The organism is Gilliamella sp. B3172 (assembly GCF_026536465.1).
Lineage (GTDB): Bacteria > Pseudomonadota > Gammaproteobacteria > Enterobacterales > Orbaceae > Gilliamella.
Genome location: NZ_JAFNOA010000001.1, coordinates 37,635 through 59,277 on the forward strand (window position 1 = coordinate 37,635; position 21,643 = coordinate 59,277).

A 21,643-nucleotide genomic window follows, 5' to 3' on the forward strand; every position below is an offset into this window, starting at 1 on the left:
TTGTTAAAAAATCGCTATTATAGCAGAAACTTGGCACAAACATTGTGCCAAGTGAAAAACATTATTTATCGAATTTCGACAAGAAGCTTAAATACTCTTCTTTACTCATCAATGGTTTATAGTTGGATAATAATGTTTGTGCCGTTTTGGCGTCATCATAAAGCAGATCGATAATGGTACATGCCATCATTTGAGCGGGGCGGATGTAGGCCATATCTTCATCAAATACCGTGTAGTCTTTACCGTGCAGTACGCCTCTGACTGAGCCAATCCATGGATGACTAACCGGCATGATATGTGATAAATCGCCGGTGTCGGTGCTACCCGTCATATGCGGCGCAACAGATACATTTTCTTCGCCAATTAATGCTTCAGCATTGGCTTTTAAAAGCGTATTTAATGTTGGGTTATTATGCAAAGGTAGATAACCGGGTAGATCTTTAATTTCACACGTTGCTCCTACCGCCATTGCGCCGGCTTTTAAGGCTTGATTAATTCGCTCATTGGCATCAATCATCGCCGGAACGTTACCAGCCCTTACATAGCTTTCCATACGCACATCACTAGGTACCACATTGACCAAATCGCCGCCTTGAGTAATGATTGGGTGAAAACGAATATAGTCTTTTTCCTGAAATGTTTCACGAATCGCATGAACGCCCATCATGCCCATCATGGCGGCATTTAATGCATTGACGCCGGCATGTGGTGCAGCTGCCGCATGAGCTGCTTCCCCTTTGTAGCGGATTAATTTACCAATAAAACCATTACTGGTTGTTGAGATTTCGATAAATCCGTCTTGTTGTTCGGTCGGTACACTGGTTAAATGGATTTGTAATGCCATATCAACATCATCAAATTCACCTCGTGAAATCAGTTCCGGTTTACCGCCGATATATTTAATTTTGCCTTCTTCAATAAGGCGATTTCGGTAAGTAATTTCAACATACTCTTCGGCCGGTACAGCAAATGGCACCACATCGCCGGCTAAAAACTGCATGGCGCCGGCGTCAATTAATCCCATAGTGACCGCCATCATGTTGGCAATTTGGGCATTATGACCACAACAATGCGCAGCACCGGATGTTTCATCTGCGGACGGGTGGTCAGCGCAAATAATCGCATCGAGTTCGCCAATGACAGCAACGCTGTATTGGCTACCTTTACCCCCTTTTAAGCGGCCTTTAACGCCAGTTACCGCCAGTTTATTTTTATACGGTACGCCGAGCGCATCAAACGCTTGTTCAACTTTTTTGGCGGTTTTATGCTCTTTATAGCCCAGCTCCGGTTCAGCCCAAATCGCTTCAGCAAGGGTTTTTATATCTGCTTTACGGTTGGCAATCGCTTGGCAAACCTGTTTTTTAAGTTCTTCTTTTGTCATCAATATCATCCTTATCTAAATTAGATAACGCCTTCCCATTGTAATGTGATTTGAGCAATAATTGCCGCAAAAATAAAGGTGCCCGAAAATACCGCTAGCGATACCGGAATGATTCGCCACGATATACTTTTAAATAAAGCAAGATCTTTACCGATTGCTAATCCTGCATAGGCAAGCACCGGTGTACAAACCGCTAGCAAAGAGACCTCATTGGTTATCGATACCACTTGCTCATTAAATGGAAAGATCGGGGAGGACGCCACCGCAGCGGCAACTGATACCCATAAAATAACCGGTAGTTTATTGAGCACCGGAATTTTGCTGATAAAAAAGCCGACAATGGATATCGCGACTAAAATAGCCATGGCTTGTAGTGAAACCATAAAATCAATGTGATAACCGACTGAGTTGCCAGCGGCCATGATAATTGCAACTAAAATAAGTAAAAAAAGTGTTTCTAAAATCTTCATAATTATGCGCCCTCTTTATTGCGTCGAAAACGGGCAAGTGTGTTATACAAAAATGATGCAAATGGTAGAGAAAATAAAGTATAAATATAGATGCCAACAATGCTCGACATTAGGTTAGCGGTTGTGGCATAAGCTTTAATTTCGTTCGCCATGTGCGGGTAAAGATCGCTGATTGGTGCAAGGGAGGCGGCCATCATGCTGCCACTTCCAACCCCAGCGCCCATGGCTAAAGCATAAGGATGCAAAATATTAAATTTAGCCATTAAAGTGGCAAGAATACTCATCCATATTGCGCCATAAAGTGTGCCACAAACATACATTGCCATCACACCACGTCCTTCCGGCGATTCAAGGCCATATTTGTCGGCAACAATCGCAATATTGGGTTCACGCGCAACCGAGTAAGTGGCGCCAACCGCTTCTCGTTTCATCCCTAGCATCATTGCCAGCGGTAAGCCTAATAATATGGTACCGGCGAAATGTCCCAGCTCTTGAAAAATCAAAGCGAGTTTTGCGTCGTGTAAAATCATATCAATTTTGGGACCCACTGATACTCCAAGTTTGGCAACCAGTAGCATTAAGGTAATAATCATCACGGTGCTGGCATGATTCATATTTTTAATTTTCAGTATCTTCAATTTCGGTAAACTAATAATGCCGCCAATTATCATGGCAAACAGCATTGGGTAAACCACAATTGTCCAAATTGATTGCTTACCGATAAACTCACATAATAAAACAACAAGCAGTGCAAGAAAATGCACTCTATAGTCTTTTAAAACCTCCATCCTAACTCCTTATTTTTATTGCTATTAGTCTAATTTTTTTAAACTATCTATCTTAAACTATTGTTGCTCCCAACGTATTTTTAAAATGATTCAAAGCCCATTGATGACCAACGGGATCGAAGCTAGCTACCGCATTTTGATGAATCACGATGTTATAACCTAAATTGTAGGCATCGACGGCGGTATGTAATATGCAAATATCCGTACAAACGCCGGTTAAGTGGATTTCACTAATGTGTCTTTCACGTAAGCGTAAATCGAGATCTGTGCCACAAAAGGCAGAGTAGTGACGTTTATTGATCCAATAGAGGTGATCACTATTTTTATGTTTTTGATATAGCGAATCTAAACGGCCAAATAATTGTTGCCCACTAGTGCCAATAAGATTATGTGGTGGAAAGAGTTTATTTTCCGGATGATAGCTATCTGAAGGATCATGCGCATCAATGGCGAAAACGACAAAATGGTTATCTTTAATAAATGATTGCGTTACTTTTACTATTTCAGACTCAATATGTTGACCAACTGACCCGGTCGTTAAAGCACCATTGTCTGCAACGAAATCGTTAGTGTAATCAATTGAAATTAAAGCTTTCATATAAAGTAAACAAATTAGCTAAGAAAGTTAAAGCTTATTAATAAATATATGATATGACAAGTGATTTTCATTAGCCGTTTTGATGAGATTTGTCAGTACTATAAAGGAATAATTGGTATCTTTTTGAATTTCATTTACTTTATATAACTTATTTATAAAGTAAATTTATTATCAAAAACTGAGTATAAGTAAATTAAATGATGATTATTTTTATCATAGTCTTTATACCCGGATAAATTGCTCTATAATAACTAGCATTTTTGGCAATAGTACACAGGATATTTTAATGAGAACAATTTATTGCGGGCAACTCAATGCAAATTATATTAATCAAGAAGTCACTTTATGCGGTTGGGTTAATAAACGTCGAGACTTAGGTGGTATGATTTTTATTGATATGCGTGATCGTGAAGGGATTGTGCAAGTCTTTTTTGATCCCGATTATCAACAAGCATATCAACTTGCTGGCGAACTTCGTAATGAATTTTGTATTCAAATTAAAGGTAAAGTGCGAGCCAGACCGGAAGGACAAATCAATAAAGATATGGCTACCGGTGAAGTTGAGATATTGGCGACAGAATTGACAATATTTAATCGCAGCGATGTTTTACCACTCGATTTTAATCAAAATAACAGTGAAGAGCAGCGCTTGAAATATCGCTATATCGATCTGCGTCGCCCGGAAATGTCTACCATTTTTAAAACTCGAGCGAAAATCACGGCTTTTGTGCGCGCTTTTATGAATGAGCACGGCTTTTTAGATATCGAAACACCGATGTTAACCAAAGCAACGCCGGAAGGTGCTCGTGACTATTTAGTACCTAGTCGTATTCATCATGGTGAGTTTTATGCGCTGCCACAATCGCCACAACTGTTTAAACAACTGTTAATGATGTCAGGTTTTGATCGTTATTATCAAATTGTTAAATGTTTTCGTGATGAGGATCTTCGTGCTGACCGCCAGCCAGAATTTACTCAAATTGATGTTGAAACATCGTTTATGACTGCTGAACAAGTTCGTGAAATCATGGAACAGATGATCCGCGAACTTTGGCTACATGTCAAAAATGTCGATCTGGGTAAATTCCCGGTAATGACTTATGCTGAAGCAATGCGCCGTTACGGAAGTGATAAGCCGGATTTACGTAATCCGCTGGAAATTATTGATGTGGCAGATTTGGTTAAAGATGTCGATTTTAAAGTATTTTCTGCGCCAGCCAATGATGCCAAAGGTCGGGTTGCTTTGCTGTGTGTACCTAATGGTGCGCAGTTAACACGTAAACAGTTAGATGATTATACGCAATTTATTTCAGTTTACGGCGCTAAAGGTATGGCTTGGATCAAAGTTAATGAGCGTAGCAAAGGTTTAGACGGGGTACAAAGCCCGATTGCGAAATTCTTCAATCAATCGCAAATGGAAGCGTTACTTGATCGTGCTAATGCCAAAGACGGTGATATTTTATTATTTGGTGCTGATAGCTATAAAGTGGTCAGTGATGCACTTGGCGCTTTACGTTTAAAAATTGGTAAAGATTTAGCTTTAACCGACGAAAGTAAATGGGCGGTGCTTTGGGTGGTTGATTTTCCGATGTTTGAAGAGACGGATGACGGACTGAGTGCAATGCATCATCCATTTACCTCACCGAAAGATTTTACACCGGAGCAACTTATCAATAATCCACAAGCGGCGGTGGCAAATGCGTATGATATGGTGATTAATGGTTATGAAGTTGGTGGTGGATCGGTGCGTATTTATCGTAGTGAAATGCAGCAAGCCGTATTCTCTATTTTGGGGATTGATGAACATGATCAACGTGAAAAGTTTGGCTTCTTACTTGATGCATTAAAATATGGTACTCCACCACACGCAGGCTTAGCATTTGGGTTAGATAGATTAACTATGCTGTTATCGGGCACTGATAATATTCGTGATGTTATTGCCTTCCCTAAAACTACAGCGGCAACCTGTTTATTAACTGATGCACCAAGCCCGGCTAATCCTGCCGCATTGGTCGAACTTGGCATTGAAGTCAGTAAAAAATAGCGATAATTTGATGCGAATGTTTAAAAAACCGGAATCTGTCTTAGTTGTTATTTTTTGTCAAACAACCAAACGCTGTTTGATGTTGCAACGCAAAGACGATCCGAATTTTTGGCAGTCGGTCACAGGTAGTATGGAAGATGACGAATTGCCGCAAGATACGGCAATTCGTGAAGTTATGGAAGAAACAGGTATCGATATAATCGGTCAAAAGCTAAAGTTAATTGACGCTAATTATAGTGTTGAATTTGAGATTTTCCCGCAATTTATACATAGATATGCTCCAAATGTTAAAATAAATAAAGAACATTGGTTTTATCTGCCAATTTCCTCTGAGGTAACCCCAATATTATCTGAACATTTATCTTATCAATGGATGACAATAAAAAACGCTGCAAATCTTACTTTATCGCCAAACAATGCTGAGGCGATCGGTAAAATTGATAGCATCATGAAACATAATGAAGAGGTCAACAATGAAATTAAGTAAGTTCGCTATTGTTTTAAGCAGTTTGTTCTTTTTTAGTTTTAATAGCCATGCCGATACCATCATCATTAAAGAGTGTAGGACAAATCCGCATGATTATTTAGTGTTTAATGAGTCCGATAATGTCATTTCTGAAAATATTGTAGATCACCAATTCGCCAACAATCCGGATCTGAAAGATGACACGATTGTGGAAATCTATACTAACGATTATTATGAAGATCGTAATGATTGGATAGCTTCATTTACATTTGAAGATAAACATAAAAGCTATCTATTGTATCAAGTTGATAAAGATGAGTTTACTGAGCTTGACCAAAATCAATATCAATTTCTTTTAGCCAAAATAGTTAAGTGTAATGCTGATAAACAACAGCCTATTTACAGTTTGAATTTCGATGTTGATTAATCAATAGTCAAAATTGGATTATTCACATCAACTTTGAATATAATTAAAAAAAGTGTCGGGACTAATAGGGAGTAATCATGCATTTTTCTACTTTTCGTGAATTTTTAACTTATCTTGAGCAGCAAGGTGAGTTAAAAAGAATAACTTACCCTATTAATCCTTATCTTGAAATGACGGAAATTGCTGATCGGGTATTACGTCAGCAAGGTCCGGCGCTATTATTTGAAAACCCTATCGGTTACGATATGCCGGTACTTTGTAATTTATTTGGTACTGCCAAACGTGTTGCTATGGGAATGGGGCGGGAAGATACCACCGCACTGCGTGAAATTGGCGAACTATTAGCTTTTTTACGTGAGCCGGATCCGCCTAAAGGCATTCGTCAATTTTTCAATGTATTACCTAAATATAAGCAAGTGTTAAATATGCCGGTTAAACGCCGATCATCTGCACCTTGTCAGGAAGTGATTTTTAAAGATGACGAAGTTGATCTAAATCGTTTACCTATTATGCATTGCTGGCCGGAAGATGTGGCGCCACTGCTTTCCTGGGGACTGACGATTACCAAAGGCCCCTATAAAGATCGGCAAAACTTAGGGATATATCGTTTACAGTTATTAGGAAAAAATAAGTTAATTATGCGTTGGTTGTCACATCGTGGTGGCGCCCTTGATTTTGCCGAATGGCAACAAGCATACCCTAATGAAAAGTTTCCGGTTAGTGTCGCAATTGGTGCCGATCCGGCAACGATATTAGGGGCGGTAACCCCGGTACCTGATACCTTATCAGAATACGCTTTTGCTGGATTACTACGAGGCGGGCGAACGGAAGTTGTCAAATCTTTATCCAACGAACTGGATGTCCCTGCCAGCGCTGAAATTATTTTAGAAGGGTATATTGATCCAAATGAAATGGCGCCGGAAGGTCCGTTTGGTGATCATACCGGTTATTATAACGAAGTTGAGCAATTTGCTGTATTTACCGTTACCCATTTGACTCGTCGTCAAGATGCGATATATCACTCCACTTACACTGGCAGACCACCGGATGAACCTGCGGTTATGGGATTGGCATTAAATGAAGTGTTTATTCCCATATTACAAAAACAGTTTCCCGAAATTGTTGATTTTTACTTACCACCAGAAGGGTGCTCTTATCGTATTGCTATCGTTACGATTAAAAAGCAGTATCCCGGTCATGCCAAACGAATTATGATGGGGGTTTGGTCTTATCTTCGTCAATTTATGTATACTAAGTTTGTTATTGTGTGTGATGATGATATTAATGCCCGGGACTGGAAAGATGTGATGTGGGCAATTTCTACCCGTATGGATCCGCATCGTGATACTACATTTATTGATAATACACCGATTGATTATCTCGATTTTGCCTCGCCTGTTTCGGGATTAGGCTCTAAAATGGGGTTAGATGCGACCAATAAATGGGTGGGTGAAAGCCATCGTGAATGGGGAAAAATAATTAAAAAAGATCCTAAAATAATTGCGCATATTGACGATATTTGGGATGAACTTGGTCTTTAGTCTGTTTTATCAATACTGTTTTTAGTTATTACCTCAATGCCATTTGGTTTAGTTAAAAAAGTGTTGCTAGAGAATTAAAGATAGCTTTAAGTTGTATATACAATGATACGGGTTTTTATCCAGTTAATTGATATAACTGAGTTATCTTTATTGTTTTATAAACAAAAACTATTGCCTTGTGACGCAATTATGTATAATCACTGCCATGTTATGGTAAATAGAAAATTATGAGAAAAATACAAACTTTATTAGCTTTGCTATTATCGATAACTTTTACGGTAACAGCAAATGAAGCCAAAGTGCAGACCGATACCGAAATAAAGGTAAGCGATCCTAATGCATTAATTCCTTCTTTACAACTTTCTGCGGAAAAAGGTAATGCCGAATCGCAATACTCACTTGCCACTATTTATAAACAAGCTTCCGGTGATCAAAGTAGTGATTTAAAAGCGCTGTTTTGGTATGGAAAAGCGGCTGAACAAGGGTTAGCTAAAGCGCAAAATAATTTAGCTTATATGTATCTCAATGGCTTAGGTACCAAACGCAACTTACCTCAAGCAATTAAGTATTTTAAAATGGCTGCTGATCAAAATTATGCTTTAGCAAAGTATAATTTAGCGATGATGTATAAAAATGGTGAAGGGGTCGAAAAAAACATCCAAACGGCTATCGACTATCTGACCCAAGCCGGTGATGGCGGAGTGTATGATGCCTATCTTAATTTAGGTATTATGTACTATTTTGGTGACGGGGTAGAGGAAAATCGGATAACGGCTGCTGACTGGTTTAGTCAAGCTGCTAAAGATAACAACGCTGAAGCACAATATTATCTGGGGTTAATGTCTCAAAAAGGTGATGGGTTAACGAAAGACGATGTGGCTGCCACTTACTTTTTTACTCAAGCAGCTCAACATGGCCACGTATTAGCGATGTTTAATTTAGGGATTATCTATGCAACCGGTAGCGGTACTCGCCCTGATAATGAACAAGCTGCTTATTGGTTTACTCAAGCTGCCGAAGCGGGTAATGCCGAAGCGCAGTATAATATCGCTGTGATGTATGACGTCGGTAGTGGCGTTGAAAAAGACGAGAAAAAAGCGGTTGAGTGGTATTTCAAAGCTGCCGAGCAAGGTAGTGTCGATGCACAATATAATTTAGCCGTTAAATATTTACAGGGTCAAGGTTTAGAGAAAGATAAAAAGAAAGCTATATACTGGTTCACTAAAGCAAGTGAACAAGGTGATCCGGATGCAAAAAATTATTTAGAAGAGCTTACTGTAGAAAAATAAAAAAAGGGCACAACGCCCTTTTTTTATTTATGTGATTTATCCGGAATTACGCATACCTGCGGCAATACCTGATATCGTTATCATCAACCCTTGCTCCACAACACTATTTTCATCACTATGTTTGCGTGAACGATTCAATAGCTCCGCTTGTAATAAATTCAGCGGTTCAATATAGATATTGCGTAAAGCGACTGATTCGGCAATCCATGGTAAATCTGCCATTAAACTAATATCATCAGTAATAGTTAATACGGTGTTGATATCTTCGGTTAATAAAGTCCGTAACTCTTCGCCTAACGGCCATAAGATAGGGTCGACAAGCCTTTGTTCATAATATTCATGAATATTTGGTGCGGCTTTGGCGTATACCATTTCCAGCATCCCTAATCGGGCATTAAAAAATGGCCAGTTGTGATACATATCTTGTAGCAGATCTTTTTTACCGGCATTAATCACTAATCTTAACGCACTACCTGCACCGAGCCATGAAGGTACCATTAGGCGGTTTTGTGTCCATGCGAAAATCCAAGGAATGGCGCGCAAGCTTTCAATACCACCGCCAGTTCGCCGTTTTTGTGGCCTTGAACCTAATGGTAATCTGCCTAATTCTGCTTCAGGCGTGACCGCGCGAAAGTAGTCAACAAATTCAGCACGTTCACGAACGTAGCTTCGGTAACATTGGCAGGAAACGTCGGACATTTCATCCATAATATCTCGCCATGCTTGTTTTGGCTGAGGTGGTGGCAATAAGTTGGCTTGTAATATTGCTGAAGCGTAGAGCATTAAGCTACTTAACGCCACTTCCGGTAAACCAAGTTTAAAACGGATCATCTCGCCTTGTTCTGTAACTCGAAGTCCACCTTTTAATGATCCCGGTGGTTGAGAAAGTAAGGCGGCGTGCGCTGGTGCGCCACCTCGGCCAATTGAACCACCTCGCCCGTGAAATAGTACTAAGTTGACATGGTATTTTTCAAACAAATTGACCAGCTCTTCTTGTGAGCGATATTGTGCCCAGGAGGCAGCCAGTGAGCCGGCATCTTTGGCGGAATCAGAATAGCCGATCATGACCATTTGTTTACCTTTGATCTGTTGGCGATACCAAGGAATATCTAACAGCTTTTGCATGACAGATTTGGCATTGTTTAGATCTTCAAGGGTTTCAAATAGCGGGGCAACAGGGATATTTTTTTGGCAGTCAACTATCTTTAATAACAGGTAGACCGCTAAAATATCTGAAGGTGCTTTGGCCATTGAGATGACGTAAGATGCAATTGATTCTTCGCCTGCTTTTTTAATTACCCGACAAGTATCTAATACTTCTTGCACCATTTCATCTGGTTGCCAGTTGTAGGGAAGTAGTGGGCGATTGGATTGCAATTCGGTTAATAAAAATGCCTGCTTTTCATCTTCCGACCACTGCGCATAGCTGCCTAAATTCAGCTCTTTGGTTAATGCATCGAGTGCTTCTGTGTGCACTGAGCTATCTTGACGAATATCTAATCTTACCAATTGAAGACCAAAACTTTTAATACGGCGTAGCGTATCAAGCAGTGGACCATGCGCAATGGTTGACATTCCGTTTTCAATCAATGACTGATAACAGGTATAAAGCGGTGTCCATAGTTGTTCATTTTTAAGCAATATATCATGGGGAGCTAAGACTTGTTCATTATTTAATAATGAAACAATATAGCTATGGGTTTTTACTAAGCGTGAACGTAGTTGCTTCATCACCATGCGATAGGGTTCTGAGGCTGATTTATTCGGTTCATCTAATAGATCAATCACCGATTGGCTACATTCAGTCATGGATAATTCACGCACTAGTATTTGGATATCAGCTAAAAATAGTTCGATCGCCTTTAATCTGGCTTGTAACATGACTCTTTCGGTCACATTAGCCGTAACATTCGGGTTACCGTCCCGGTCGCCCCCCATCCATGACGTAAATTTGATAGGTACATGTTCAACCGATAATTCTTGATTAAAGGCATCAACCAGCTGGTCATTAAATTCCCGTAAAAACAGTGGCACACCTTCCCATAAACTGTCTTCGATAACGGAAAATCCCCATTTTGCTTCATCTAGCGGCGTTGGGCGTTTTTTGCGAATTTCATCGGTATACCATGCTTGGCAAACTAACTGTTTTAATCGACGCATAATGCGTTCAACTTCATAATCGGCTAAATCATTATGATCCAGTTGTGATAAACAGCTGTTAATCGCCGTGTAAGTATTAATCATAGTGCGGCGATTAATTTCAGTTGGATGAGCGGTTAATACCAATTCAATAGACAGATCGTTAATTGCTTGCGTTATGGTTTCATTGGAAAAATTTAAGTTTTTGAGCGAATTAAACAACTCTGTCATTTTTTTAGGACTGCTCGATGCTTCCCCATGCGGTGAAATGCCATAATATTCGGCAGCAGTATTAACCAAATTTAAGAACTGATTGAATGCCCGTGCAACATGCAGTAAATCATGATCATTAAGATTCTCAATTAATTTAAGCAATTCGCTATGCGCTTGCTTATTTCCTTGTTGAGCTGATTTAGATAGTTGTCTTATTTGTTCAACTAAATCAAATGTCTGATTACCGGTGGCACGTTTAATTGCATCACCTAATAATGTGCCTAACATGTTGACGTTGCTTCGCATTGATGAGTATTTACTATTCATTCTATTCTCGTTTTTATGTATATTTTGCCTAAGCGCCTTTAAGCTGTATGACCAAAATGACAATTTAAAGAATTAGGTTTAAATATGAGTTAATATGCTCAGGTTATATACTTTATAACAATGTTTCGTTGAATTTAAATAATAAAATTTTATGGACTTTATTAATTTTACTGTTTTTATTATAGTTGATACCCATGTTAAGCTAATCAAACCCTGCTAATAATTTCGTTTTTTTTACCTTTTTGTTTATTTTATGTCTGTTTTTCCATGAACAGATTGTCAGTAAACTGTATCTTATAAGCATTTGGGTATATACTAAGGGAATTGTGAATGTATATTGGGTTATTAAATGAACGCTATTTTTTATATTGCGTCAATTATTGCTGTTATTGCCAGTATAAAAGTGATTATTTGCTTACGTGTTGATAAAGCTATTTTGTACCTAGCTATTTCACTTTTTGCTACAGCATCGATATTTATTCTGCTTAAAATCTATCTTTCGGCTATTTTGTATATGATCTTTTTTATTGGTGGTGCAATCGTGCTGTTTATGTCGGTTGCAAGTCTCCTTAAAATTAAGGTTGATAATGTCGAAAATGGTCAGCGTGGTATTAGCCCTAAAATTTGGTTAGGTCCACTCATTTTAGCGTTTATTTTACTGGTTATACTCATTTATGGTGTTGTAAGCACTGACTATTCTCAACTTCGAGAATCGCACGAATTGATGCATGAAATGTCAGTATATGCTTACATTTTAATGGTCGAATTAGCTATTTTTCTGTTATTAGGTGCCGGTGTAATTGCTTATCATTTTATGCATCGACTTTTGTTGGAGAAATAATATGATACCACTTATGCATTGTCTTATTCTTGCGTCTATTCTATTTGTGATCGGACTGTTAGGCGTGATGATTCGACGTAATTTATATTTTTTATTACTCAGCCTGATGATTATGAATAATGGCGTAATCGTTGCCTTATTTGCTGCAAGTAGTTCATGGCAACAATCAGACGGGCGAGTGCTCGCTTTATTAGCTGTAATAACTGTTATTGCTCAAGCTTGCGTTGGTCTTGCTCTACTTATGAAATTAATTTACCGTCGCAAAATCTCTAATATTGACTCACTGAGTGAAATGAAAGGATGAATTTACTTTATTTAGCAATCATTATTCCCTTAATATCTTTCTTAATTCTGGTTTTTATGGGAAGGCATATTCGTTCAATTGATGTTATTATTTTTGGTAACAGTACCATGTTGCTTATAGCATTAATTACCGTTTTTTCATGTATTGATTTTAATTCCAATACAGTGCCGGATATGACCTTAGTCTATACCCGATCTTTATGGACGTGGTTTTCGGTCGGTGATTTTGTTGTGCCTCTCTCATTAACTTTAGATGGGTTATCGTTAATCTTTTTAGTTTTAACTTCTTTTTTTGGCATATTAATCTACTTTTTTGCCGCTTGTTATCTAAAATCAAGACAAGATATCTATACCTTCTATGCCTACAGTAACTTATTAATTGCAAGTATTTTAACTGTGGTACTGGTGGATAATCTATTTGTTATGTTACTCGGTTGGGAAGGGGTGAGCATCAGTACTTACTTGCTAATTGGGATCTATTACCAACAAGCTCGAAACGGTTATGCGGCGGTTAAAGCATTTGTGATGATGCATTTAACGGATATCTTTTTGATCATTGGTATCTTTTTACTTTATCAGACTGTCGAAACTTTAAATATTCATGATATTTTAACCCAAGCGCACGAAAATTTAGCTATTGATTCTGATATCATCTTTTGGATAACCTTTATGCTATTTTTGGGTGCGATGAGTAAATCAGCTCTTTTCCCAATGCATTCATGGTTTGCCCAAACCACACTTGCACCAATGCCGGCAATTGCTTTAATGCAATGTTCTACCGTTATTTTTGCTGGCGTTTATCTGGTTTTAAGATTAAGTAACTTGTTTATGATGTCATCTGATACGCTTTCTATCATGATGTTGATATCTTCCCTCACGGTGTTATTTGCCAGCTCAATAGCGTTGGTACAAAATGATATCAAACGAATCGTAACTTATATTAATCTGGCTCAGATAAGCTACCTGTTCTATGCATTTTCAACCAAAAGCTGGGACTTATCACTTAATTGCTTAATCAACTATGCTGTTACCAGCACGCTGTTAATACTTGCCTCAGCAATTTTAATTCGAAATTGTCAAGGCGAGCGTGACATCACTAAATTAGGTGGTCTACACAAGACTAACCCAACCTTATTTGTTGTATTTTTGTTAATTATGCTGTCGTTAAGTGCCATGCCATGGGTGTCAGCGTCATTTTATATCAAAGGGGATATTATTTGGGGACTTATGGCGCAAGATAGTCTAATGTCCGGTACGATTGGTCTGATTGGTATCTTATTGTCTAGTCTTTGTATTTGGCGCTTAATTTTTATGGTGTTTTACCATAAATCTAAACATCGCAAGTTAACCAAAACTAGCTGGATATATTATTTGCCTATTTTTATCTTATTGATATTTCCTACAGCGCTATTTATCTATTTTCCATTTCCGATTCAAGGCATTATACCTATTGCCGATATTGACACAAAAGGTCGAATAACATTCCAGTTGTTACTAGCCGCTGTAACGTTATTGAGTTTTGTGATCGCTTACTTCTTTTATGCGCATCCTAATAGTGAAGTGCAGGAAGTGCTTAATACGCCAATGGTTAAATTCTTTGGCAGATTATGTAAAAGCGATTGGCACTTTGACTATTTATTACACACGCTATTTGTTAAACCTTATATCTATTTAGCTAACTTGTTAAAACTTGATCCATTAGCCATATGGGACAATTGGATCATGTTGGGAATTAAAAAAATAAATGCATATATTGTCAGCTTAGAAAATGGGCATATTAGATGGTATATGGTGTCAATTGTCATAGGTAGCATTATGATTTTAATGTTACTGATTTTTATTTGATAAAGGTGTGAACTTTCATGTTGTTATGGCTTGTTTTTTTACCGGTATTAGGCGGATTTGTTGGCTGGTTATGCCATATGTTTTTGCAAAGAACTGTCAACACTAACCAGCTACAAGTACGTTGGCAAAAATTGCCTATGATGGTTGCTTTCACTACCATATTAATAACTTTAATATTGGCAATTACTTTATGGTCACATGCGATAAATACTATTGAGCAAGGCGCTAGTTGGGCTGAGGAAGTCAATCTTGAATGGATCCCATTATTGGGCATTCATTTCCATTTAGTGTTAGACGGTTTATCGATGATTGTTATTACCTCCTCGCTATTCATCGTTTTGCTCACTATTGTTTATTCTTGTAAAGAAAACCTGACTAACAGTGGTTTATTTTATCTATGCCTATTATTTATGGCGTCAGCGGTTATGATGTTGTTTGTCATTACCGATCTGTTTTTAATGTTCTTTTTCTGGGAAGCGGTTGCCATTCCGATTTACTTTATCATCTCTTTATGGGGTCGACGGGATTCAAGTTCACAATTACGCTTTAATGGTGCCAGTAAATTTTTAATTTATACCCAAGTAAGTAGTTTAATGATGTTAATCTCGATTGTGTCATTAGCTTTAATTAACTGGAATTTGACCGGGCATTGGACTTTTGATTATCAAATACTGACTAAAACACCCATTTCGAGCCATACCGAATTTTTAATTATGCTAGGTTTTTTAGCGGCCTTTATTGTACGAATCCCATTTGTGCCATTCCATAGCTGGCTTATTGATGCACATATTGAATCGTCAACCACCGGTTCGATGATGATTAGCGGTTTACTACTTAATACCGCAACATTTGGATTATTACGCTTTGTGGTGCCACTGTTCCCAAATGCAACGCTCGTCATTATGCCATTTATATTGGCTTTAGCGCTCTTTACTGTTGTTTATGCCGCTTTACTCGCCTTTAATCAAACAGATATAAAAAAACTCATTGCTTATATTCATATTGCCTTAATGAGTTTTGTTACCGCAATTATTTACAGTGGCTCGGTCGTTGCTTATCAAGGTGTGGTGATTCAAATGATAGCCATTAATCTTGCTATCGTAGGCATGTTTATGGTCAGTGGTTTATTAGCTGAATGTTATTCGACAAGAAACATCAATCAGTTCACCGGCTTAAAAGAACAAGTGCAATATCTATCATCATTTACGCTATTTTTTATTTTGGCGGTGTTAGGCATCCCCGGTACTGCCAATTTTATTGGTAATTATATGATGTTATTAGGCAGTTCTTCATCATTTTCTTACTATACTATTATGTTAGTGATTGGCTTATTATTACTGTCTATTTCGTTTATTATCCGTATGCAACCGATATTTTATGGCGTCGTGGATAAAGCCGGGGTAACTAAACATCTGCTCAGTAAAATTGATATTTTATTGTTATCGAGTGTGTTGTTAGTGCTTATTTTTATTGGTTTATATCCGCAAGTGGTGTTAGATATGTCTTATTCTATTGTCAATCAAACCCAGCAGTATATAACATCAGAACGAGTAGGAGAGTAATAACTTATGATAGCTTTATCGCCAATATTTGTATTAAGCTTTGCCATCATTGTTTTGCTCATTGCTCTCTTTTATTTCAAGATTGGCACCAAATTATGTACAATTTTAACGGTGTTAGCGCTTAGCTGTGCGCTGCTTTGTTCGTCAATCATCGGCTATAAAATTTCGTTCAATACTCAAGCCATTACTGATATTAGTAATGATAACATGCAATTATCGGTTGCACCGCCTGCACCCGCTCAAGATCAGCAACCGTCAAGCGAAGAGACAATTGCCGTTGATGCTGACTCTACTGAGGACGCCAACCAACCGTCAGATAATGGTGAAAATAGCAGTATTGAGGAAAGTAATACTAACCAAACGAATACCAATGAAACCAATACTAATGAAAATAGTAATGTAAACAGTAACGGAAATAGCAACCAAAATGCTAATGACGTTGCTAATCAAAATAACAATCAAGACAATACTCAAGAAAGTTCTCAAAATAATACCCAAGAAAGCACTCAAGAAAATATTCAAGATAGCAACAATGCGGCACAAGCCACAGCAACGCAGGAGCAATCGGCGGCAGATGATTCAGATGACGGATGGAAAGCCCGTCAAATTACTGCACTTTTTACCTGTGACGGATATGGATTGCTATATAGCAGCTTGATTTTAATTGTTGCTATTGTGGTTGCTTGCTTAGCTTATCGTTGGTTTATTCATGAGAAAATTCATCATGGGGTATTTTATGTCATTTTACTTTTCATGGCATTAGGTGGGGTGACATTAGTCTACGCCAGTCATTTAATCGCCTTTTTTATTGGTATTGAACTGCTTTCAATACCGTTTGTTGGTTTAATCGGTTATCAATATTCTCAGACGCACTCGTTAGAAGCGGCGGTTAAATATATGATTTTATCATCGATAGCCAGTGCATTTTTAATCATGGGGATTGCTTTTTATTATGCTACAACCGGTGAGCTAACTTTTAGTGGTTTAAGTTATCAACTCTCAACAATGTCTTACCCAAGTACATTATTACTCATGGGCGTGTGTTTGATGTTAGTTGGTATTGGATTTAAACTCTCTTTAGTTCCTTTTCAACTATGGTTACCTGATGTTTATCAAGGTGCGCCAACCGTAGTTGCGTTGCTATTATCAACCGTTGGAAAAGTGGCAGTATTTTGTGCCATTGCCAGACTATTTTTGTTGGCGCCGATTGTGAATAATGAAACGATCCGTATTATCTTAGTTTGTATGGCATTTTGCTCAATCTTATGGGGTAACTTATTTGCCTTAATGCAAACTAGCTTAAAACGCTTATTAGCATACTCATCGATTGCCCATTTTGGTTATTTACTTGTTGCATTAATTGCAGTGCAATATCAAGTGTTGGCATTAGAAACCATTGGCGTTTATTTAATTGGATATATTTTAGCTAACATTTGTGTATTGGGTGTGATTAGTTTGGAATCACATTCTGATGAACTCCAAGATCACGAAAACGAAATAGATCTTTCCGGCTTATTCTGGCGCCGCCCAATTCTTGCACTTGCTATGGGCGTGGGGTTATTGTCTTTAGCTGGCGTGCCGCTTACCGCAGGGTTTATTGGTCGTTTTCTACTATTAATGTTAGGTGTGACCGCAGAATTATGGTGGTTAAATGCCGCTATTGTTCTTGGTAGTACATTAGGCTTATATTTTTATGCCCGACTTATTATCAACTTATATATCAGACCAGTAGGACGTGATGATCTCAATAGCAATCAAAACGTTAGCAAATCAACATGGCGTGATATTAAATTTAGTGAGTTATTTATTGTTTTATCAGCACTGCTAACCATAATTTGTGGCGTATATCCTAAATGGATGTTTAACTTAGTTAGCATGGCTCAATATTTAACCACATAACCACCATTTTCCGCCTTCATCATTTGATAGGCGGAATGTTTTGCACCTAGATCTTTATTAAGAGGTGTATGTTTTTTGCTCAAACGTAGGTAATTTCTGAAAGATCTTGACAAGAAATAGTTAATAACAGATTTATTTATTGTGTTATAATTCTGACCTTTAATATTTTATTTATATCAAGAGGACAAATATGGACTTTTTTATTTCTAATGCGTATGCCGTTGAAGGGGCAGCAGGCGAAAACAATCCTTATTTCTTACCTATAATGCTTGTTGTGTTTGGGTTATTTTTCTATTTTATGATTATGCGCCCACAACAAAAACGTGCTAAAGCGCATCGTGAGTTAATGGCATCAATTTCTAAAGGTGATGAAGTATTAACCAATGGTGGACTTATTGGTCGTGTATCAAAAGTGAATGACAATGGTTATATTGCGTTAGAGTTAAACGATACAACTGAGGTTGTTATCAAACGTGACTTTATCACATCTGTTTTACCAAAAGGAACAATGAAATCATTATAATAGTGTGTTAGCTATTATAGTTCATTGTGTTTATTACCTAAACCCACAAGAGAATATGTCGTGTTAAACCGCTATCCTTTGTGGAAGTACATTATGTTGGTCGTCGTAATTTGCGCCGGCCTACTTTATGCGCTTCCAAATATTTATGGTGAAGACCCCGCTATACAGATTTCAGCGTCTAATGGTGCTGAAATTAATGTTACCACACAAGATAATATCAAAAAGCTTTTAAGTGATAATCAAATCGAACCCAAATCATTGGTGTTTGAAAATAAATCTATCTTAATTCGTGTTGGTGATAATGATACTCAACTTAAAGCTAAAGAATTAATTTCTCAAGCCTTAGGTGATAATTATGTCGTCGCTTTAAACTTAGCACCTGCAACACCTGCTTGGCTAAGGGTATTAGGTGCCGAACCAATGAAACTCGGCTTAGATTTACGAGGCGGTGTTCACTTTTTAATGGAAGTGGATATGACAACTGCATTAAGTAAACTCACTGAGCAATCGGTTGAAAATATAAGAACTGAGTTTAAAAATAGCAATTTAAAGTACAAATCTCTTAATAAAAATAACAATCAACAAATTGTTATGCAATTTGATAATACTGACGATCGCAATAAAGCGATTACAAAGCTTAACGTATTACCAGATTTTAAATTAACTTCCCAAACTGATGACAGTATCGTAATCAATGTCAGCGACCAGCGTTTACAACAAGCAAAAAATGATGCTGTTCAGCAAAATACCACTATTTTACGTAACCGTGTTAACCAATTGGGCGTTGCTGAACCAATAGTGCAACGTCAAGGTGCAGATCGTATTGTGGTCGAGTTACCGGGAATTCAAGATACGGCATTAGCAAAACGTATTTTAGGTGCCACAGCTACATTAGAATTTAGACAAGTTAATGAAGAAGGATCAAAAAACCTTGCCGCTATTATCAATGGTGATATGCGTGTGCCATATGGATCGGAATTGAAATATATGGAAGACGGTTACCCGGTGCTACTGTTTAAACGAATTGTATTAACCGGTGATCATATTACTGACTCTTCATCCAGAGTTAGTGAATATGGCCGACCAGAGGTGAGTATCAATTTAGACAGTGCGGGCGGCAAAACGATGCTTGATTTCACCCAAAAGAATTTGGGAAAAGCAATGGCAACGCTATTTGTTGAATATAAAGATACCGGCAAACGCGATGAAAATGATAAACCAGTTCTTGAAAAACAAGAGCGAGTTATTAATGTTGCAACTATTCAAGGTATATTCAGCGATCGTTTTCAGGTGACGAATATTAAAAGTATTGATGAAGCAAAAAATTTGTCGCTATTACTACGAGCTGGTGCACTCATTGCGCCAATTCAAATTATTGAAGAGCGCACTGTTGGGCCGTCAATGGGGCAAGAAAATATCACTCAAGGTTTAGAATCGTGTATATGGGGATTACTCATTTCTGTTATCTTCATGTTAGTGGTCTATCGCCTATTTGGTGTGTTTGCAAGTTTAGCGTTAGTGGCTAACTTAATTCTTATTGTTGGGGCGATGTCCTTATTGCCGGGAGCAACGTTAAGTATGCCAGGTATAGCCGGTATCGTTTTAACGGTAGGCATGGCGGTTGATGCCAACGTGCTGATTAATGAGCGGATAAAAGAAGAGCTCAGTAACGGGCGAGGGGTACAACATGCTATTAATGAAGGATATGCTGGCGCTTGGAGTAGTATTTTTGATGCCAACATCACCACATTAATTACTGCTATTATTCTTTATGCCGTTGGTACAGGATCGATTAAAGGCTTTGCCATTACATTAGGAATCGGTATTTTAACATCGATGTTTACATCCATTGTCGGAACTCGAGCATTAGCCAATCTTGTTTATGGCGGACGCCGTGTTGATAAGTTATCAATTTAGAGGTTTATTGTGAGTGTTGATAAAAAAGAAAATCATGATGTTAGAGAGCTCAATCATGGCCGCAGAGTCCTCGACTTTTTAAAATACGGCTTTATTGCTTTTGTCATTTCAATGCTATTGGTTGTTGCCTCTATTGTTGTTATCTTTGTCAAAGGCTTTAATCTTGGGCAAGATTTTACTGGTGGAACAACCATTGAGCTGACGGTAACTAAATCGGTTAACCTTGATGATCTGCGTAATAGTTTGCGTCAAGCTGGTTATCATGAGCCAGTGGTGCAATATTATGGCAGTAGTAAAGACATCATTATTCGTTTAGCCACTGCTAAACAAGAAGATGGCGCTTCAGCGGCGATTGATAATGCGTTAGGTTCACAAATCTCTAATTTGATACATAAAAGCATCGATGAAAATGCTCAAATCAAACGCATTGAATTTGTTGGACCAACCGTCGGGGCTGAGCTTGCACAAGACGGTATTTTAGCCATTTGCGCCGCTTTAGTCTGTATCCTAATCTATATTGCATTTCGTTTTGAATGGCGATTTGGTACCGGTGCTGTTGTGGCTTTAGCGCACGATGTTATTATCACAGCCGGTTATCTTTCATTATTTGAACGTGAGTTAGATTTAACCATTATTGCGGCGATGTTATCGATAATTGGTTACTCGCTAAATGATACTATCGTGGTATTTGACCGAATTCGTGAAAACTTCAGAAAAATTCGTCGTGCATCACCTTACGATGTGATTAACATCTCGTTAACTCAAACATTACATCGTACGTTAATGACTTCAGGTACTACACTTGCGGTTGTTATCATTCTGTATATTTTTGGCGGATCGATGTTAAAAGGATTCTCAGAAACGTTAGGGGTTGGTATTGTTCTTGGTACAATCTCTTCAATTTATGTGGCGGCTTATATGTCACTTAAATTAGGCGTTAAACGTGAACACTTTATGCCACCAAAAGTAGAAGTAGAAGGTGCAGATCAACCAGCTATTCTGCGTTAATATCTGAACGCTACCGTTTATCGGTAGCGTTTAATTCGGTTGTTTTTCAAACAAACAACATC

18 protein-coding genes are annotated in these 21,643 nt (G+C 38.0%); 13 read left to right on the forward strand and 5 right to left on the reverse strand.

Going from position 1 to position 21,643, the window contains the following annotated elements:
- Positions 1–61 precede the first annotated feature (61 nt).
- Genes J3U37_RS00175 through J3U37_RS00190 form a run of 4 tightly spaced genes read right to left on the reverse strand, consistent with a single transcriptional unit; the run spans position 62 to position 3,237 of the window.
- A complete protein-coding gene (locus J3U37_RS00175; RefSeq protein WP_220218152.1) occupies positions 62–1,381 on the reverse strand; it encodes an amidohydrolase in 1,320 nt (439 codons plus the stop codon).
- Positions 1,382–1,401: 20 nt separating this feature from the next.
- Complete coding sequence (locus J3U37_RS00180) at positions 1,402–1,851, reverse strand: hypothetical protein (protein WP_267372934.1); 450 nt, start codon at positions 1,849–1,851, stop codon at positions 1,402–1,404.
- A 2-nt stretch (positions 1,852–1,853) separates the two neighbouring features.
- Positions 1,854–2,639 (reverse strand): DUF3100 domain-containing protein, encoded by a 786-nt coding sequence (locus tag J3U37_RS00185; protein WP_267334894.1) that lies wholly within the window; start codon positions 2,637–2,639, stop codon positions 1,854–1,856.
- Between the two features lie 52 nt (positions 2,640–2,691).
- Positions 2,692–3,237 (reverse strand): cysteine hydrolase family protein, encoded by a 546-nt coding sequence (locus tag J3U37_RS00190; RefSeq protein WP_220218149.1) that lies wholly within the window; start codon positions 3,235–3,237, stop codon positions 2,692–2,694.
- A 286-nt stretch (positions 3,238–3,523) separates the two neighbouring features.
- Between J3U37_RS00190 and aspS the strand changes: the two genes are divergently transcribed.
- The 5 genes from aspS (at position 3,524) to J3U37_RS00215 (ending at position 9,004) form a co-directional block, all read left to right on the forward strand.
- The gene (aspS, locus tag J3U37_RS00195; protein ID WP_267372935.1) at positions 3,524–5,281 is read left to right on the forward strand and encodes an aspartate--tRNA ligase; all 1,758 of its coding nucleotides are present in this window, start codon (positions 3,524–3,526) and stop codon (positions 5,279–5,281) included.
- A 10-nt stretch (positions 5,282–5,291) separates the two neighbouring features.
- Positions 5,292–5,768 (forward strand): dihydroneopterin triphosphate diphosphatase, encoded by a 477-nt coding sequence (gene nudB / locus J3U37_RS00200; RefSeq protein WP_267329861.1) that lies wholly within the window; start codon positions 5,292–5,294, stop codon positions 5,766–5,768.
- Positions 5,755–6,174, forward strand: a complete 420-nt coding sequence (locus J3U37_RS00205) for a hypothetical protein (protein WP_267334898.1) — start codon at positions 5,755–5,757, stop codon at positions 6,172–6,174. The genes nudB and J3U37_RS00205 overlap by 14 nt, the downstream gene beginning before the upstream one ends.
- A 77-nt stretch (positions 6,175–6,251) precedes the next feature.
- On the forward strand, positions 6,252–7,715 hold the full coding sequence (gene ubiD, locus J3U37_RS00210; protein ID WP_267334900.1) for a 4-hydroxy-3-polyprenylbenzoate decarboxylase: 1,464 nt from the start codon (positions 6,252–6,254) through the stop codon (positions 7,713–7,715).
- Positions 7,716–7,942: 227 nt separating this feature from the next.
- Positions 7,943–9,004 (forward strand): tetratricopeptide repeat protein, encoded by a 1,062-nt coding sequence (locus J3U37_RS00215; RefSeq protein WP_220218145.1) that lies wholly within the window; start codon positions 7,943–7,945, stop codon positions 9,002–9,004.
- Positions 9,005–9,040: 36 nt separating this feature from the next.
- Here J3U37_RS00215 and ppc read toward each other — a convergent pair whose 3' ends face one another.
- Entirely contained in the window at positions 9,041–11,683 is a 2,643-nt protein-coding gene (ppc, locus tag J3U37_RS00220; protein ID WP_220218144.1) for a phosphoenolpyruvate carboxylase, read from the reverse strand.
- A 349-nt stretch (positions 11,684–12,032) separates the two neighbouring features.
- On the opposite strand from ppc, the gene J3U37_RS00225 reads away from it, so the two are divergent.
- The 8 genes from J3U37_RS00225 to secF all read left to right on the forward strand — a co-directional run bounded on the left by J3U37_RS00225 (position 12,033) and on the right by secF (position 21,581).
- On the forward strand, positions 12,033–12,524 hold the full coding sequence (locus J3U37_RS00225; RefSeq protein WP_267372936.1) for an NADH-quinone oxidoreductase subunit J: 492 nt from the start codon (positions 12,033–12,035) through the stop codon (positions 12,522–12,524).
- A gap of 1 nt (position 12,525) precedes the next feature.
- Complete coding sequence (gene nuoK, locus J3U37_RS00230; RefSeq protein ID WP_220218142.1) at positions 12,526–12,828, forward strand: NADH-quinone oxidoreductase subunit NuoK; 303 nt, start codon at positions 12,526–12,528, stop codon at positions 12,826–12,828.
- A complete protein-coding gene (locus J3U37_RS00235; RefSeq protein WP_220218141.1) occupies positions 12,825–14,672 on the forward strand; it encodes an NADH-quinone oxidoreductase subunit L in 1,848 nt (615 codons plus the stop codon). The genes nuoK and J3U37_RS00235 overlap by 4 nt, the downstream gene beginning before the upstream one ends.
- Positions 14,673–14,689: 17 nt before the next feature.
- Positions 14,690–16,234, forward strand: a complete 1,545-nt coding sequence (locus tag J3U37_RS00240) for a complex I subunit 4 family protein (protein ID WP_220218140.1) — start codon at positions 14,690–14,692, stop codon at positions 16,232–16,234.
- Positions 16,235–16,240: 6 nt separating this feature from the next.
- Positions 16,241–18,133 (forward strand): NADH-quinone oxidoreductase subunit N, encoded by a 1,893-nt coding sequence (locus J3U37_RS00245; protein ID WP_267372937.1) that lies wholly within the window; start codon positions 16,241–16,243, stop codon positions 18,131–18,133.
- Between the two features lie 190 nt (positions 18,134–18,323).
- Positions 18,324–18,656, forward strand: coding sequence for a preprotein translocase subunit YajC (yajC, locus tag J3U37_RS00250; protein WP_220218138.1), 333 nt, complete (start codon positions 18,324–18,326; stop codon positions 18,654–18,656).
- A 60-nt stretch (positions 18,657–18,716) separates the two neighbouring features.
- Entirely contained in the window at positions 18,717–20,573 is a 1,857-nt protein-coding gene (gene secD, locus J3U37_RS00255; protein ID WP_267329868.1) for a protein translocase subunit SecD, read from the forward strand.
- A gap of 9 nt (positions 20,574–20,582) precedes the next feature.
- Positions 20,583–21,581, forward strand: a complete 999-nt coding sequence (gene secF, locus J3U37_RS00260) for a protein translocase subunit SecF (protein WP_220218136.1) — start codon at positions 20,583–20,585, stop codon at positions 21,579–21,581.
- The last annotated feature ends 62 nt before the right edge of the window (positions 21,582–21,643 follow it).